The organism is Kaistella sp., from assembly GCF_032060305.1.
GTDB classification, from domain to species: Bacteria; Bacteroidota; Bacteroidia; order Flavobacteriales; family Weeksellaceae; genus Kaistella; species Kaistella yananensis.
On sequence record NZ_DAMBHK010000092.1, the window covers coordinates 5049 to 7276 of the forward strand.

At 37.5% G+C, this 2228-nt stretch carries 3 protein-coding genes and 1 pseudogene; 1 reads left to right on the forward strand and 3 read right to left on the reverse strand.

The window, feature by feature from the left end:
* Positions 1 to 675 (reverse strand): DEAD/DEAH box helicase (locus tag V5N63_RS10635; RefSeq protein ID WP_332033922.1); only part of this gene is annotated, 675 nt, incomplete at its 3' end.
* Positions 676 to 816: 141 nt separating this feature from the next.
* Between V5N63_RS10635 and V5N63_RS10640 the strand changes: the two genes are divergently transcribed.
* Positions 817 to 1482, forward strand: a complete 666-nt coding sequence (locus V5N63_RS10640; RefSeq protein WP_332033923.1) for a DUF2461 domain-containing protein — start codon at positions 817 to 819, stop codon at positions 1480 to 1482.
* Positions 1483 to 1491: 9 nt separating this feature from the next.
* Here V5N63_RS10640 and V5N63_RS10645 read toward each other — a convergent pair whose 3' ends face one another.
* Positions 1492 to 2016, reverse strand: coding sequence for a TlpA family protein disulfide reductase (locus tag V5N63_RS10645; protein ID WP_332033924.1), 525 nt, complete (start codon positions 2014 to 2016; stop codon positions 1492 to 1494).
* Positions 2017 to 2018: 2 nt separating this feature from the next.
* Positions 2019 to 2228: pseudogene (locus V5N63_RS10650) on the reverse strand (alpha-amylase family glycosyl hydrolase); the annotation flags it as partial.

Below are 2228 nucleotides of genomic sequence, written 5' to 3' on the forward strand. Positions count from 1 at the left end.
ACCTACCACATAAAATTCGTGCTTGATGTTTTTCTTCACCTCATTAATCGATCCTACGGAAATACGGTGTGGTGAAGTTAAATAGTTTTTAGAAATTCTTTCAACCTCTTTGTTCATCGTTGCGGAGAACAGATAAGTTTGCTTGGTATCCGGAGTTTCTCTTAAAATGGTTTCCAAATCATCTTTGAAACCCATGGAAAGCATTTCGTCGGCTTCATCTAAAACCAACCACTGGATTTCGGAGAAATCAAGTGCTTTTCTGTTAATTAAATCGATCACACGACCTGGCGTACCCACAATAATCTGTGGTTTTTCGCGGAGTGACCGGATTTGATCCATAATACTGCTGCCTCCGTAAACCGCGGTGGTTTTAACGCTCGGCATGTATTTCGAATAATTTTTAATGTCTTTCGTAATCTGAAGACACAGTTCTCTTGTCGGACAAAGCACCAAAAATTGGATTTTGCGACTACCCTCGTCAATCATATCCAAAATCGGAAGCGAAAATGCTGCTGTTTTGCCCGTCCCCGTCTGCGCTAGTGCGATCATGTCGCGTATATCTGTAGAGATAAAAGGAATGGTCTGTTTTTGGATTTCTGTGGGGCTTTCGAAGCCCATTTCGCCAATTGCCTTCAAAATTTCAGGACTTAGATTGGTTTCCGTAAATAAATTCATTAAGTATTTTAAAATATTCTGCAAAGATACACTTTTTTGAATTGATAAAAATTACATTGTTTTATTAAACTTTTGTTAAAGCAGTCTTCCGTTCTGCAGCTTTATAAATTTTCTCTAAATTTGAATAAAAATACTAGAAACATGTCTGCTGTCATCAAAAATTCAACTTTACTCTTTCTTAAAGATCTTTATAAAAACAATAACCGCGAATGGTTTAATGAAAATAAAGGCCGTTATACCGCCGCAAATAACAATGTGGCAGATTTTGTCGAAACGCTGATTGAAGAAATCGGAGAATTTGATGAAGAAATCTTAAAGACAGATGCTAAAAAAGCACTGTTCCGGATTTACCGCGATGTAAGGTTCTCCAAAGACAAATCACCGTACAAAACCAATTTCGGGGCGGGTTTCGGAATGGGAAAAGGAAACAGAATTTCAGGCTACTATCTTCATATCGAGCCCGGAAAATCTTTTTTAGCAGGCGGTGTTTACCAGCCCGAACCTTCAGTTTTAAAGGAAATACGCAAAGAAATCTCCATGAACGGCAAAGAATTCCTGAGTATTTTACAGCAGGATGAATTCCGCAATAATTTTCGGGGATTAAGTGTAGAAAATAAGCTGCAGAGGGTTCCGGTCGGCTTCGAAAAAGATGATCCCATGGCCGAATTTTTAAAACTGAAAAGTTTTATTGTTGTTCATCCGGTTTCCAACGAAGCGCTGATGAAAGAAAATGCCGCAGAAAGTTTTGCCAAAATCTATAAAAGCATTAAACCACTCAATGACTTTCTGAGGGCACCTTTCCTTTAAATATTTTTTCTAAAGACTTTTGCTTTTCAGTAAATCAATCGTTTTCTGCATTTCGGGATCGGTTGGACTGATTGCATAATATTTTGCGATTCCGCCTTTCTGGTCTACAATAATAAACCTTGGCACCCAGTTCAGATCGATATAATTATTGAAATTATTTTTCCAGCCTTCATCAAACCAGTAATTTTCATTTTCAGCAATCTGGTATTTTTCCAAACCTTTTTTCCATTGCTCGTGCGAGCGGTCGAGTGAAAAATAAACAAATTCAATTTCAGGGTTTTTCTCCTTAAGTTCTTTTGTGGAAGGCAGCGCGAGAATACAGTCGCGGCACCAGCTTGCCCAGAAATCGATGATTAAAATTTTGCCTTCATGCTGTTTCAGAACTTCTGAAACCGAAAGCTTTTTACCGTTTTGCGAGGTAATTTTTTGTGCTAAGGCTTCCTTAGAAAACGATGTTTTGTTTACTGCCGGAACTTTCTGTGAAAAAACCGTACACGAAATGAATATAATGACTAAACTGAATATTTTTTTCATATTTAAATCTGTTCAAACAAAACCAACGAAAATTCAGTATTGATTATTGCTTTTCCGTTTTCAACTTTTACCGTTTTGCCGGAATACGCATCGCGGAGTTTTGTGCCGTTTTCGAAAATACCTGTTACAGAAACTTCTTTGATTCCTGTATTTAAATCCAAACCAATCAAAACTTTGTCCGTATTAAAAGTTCTTGTAAACCAGTAAGGCGA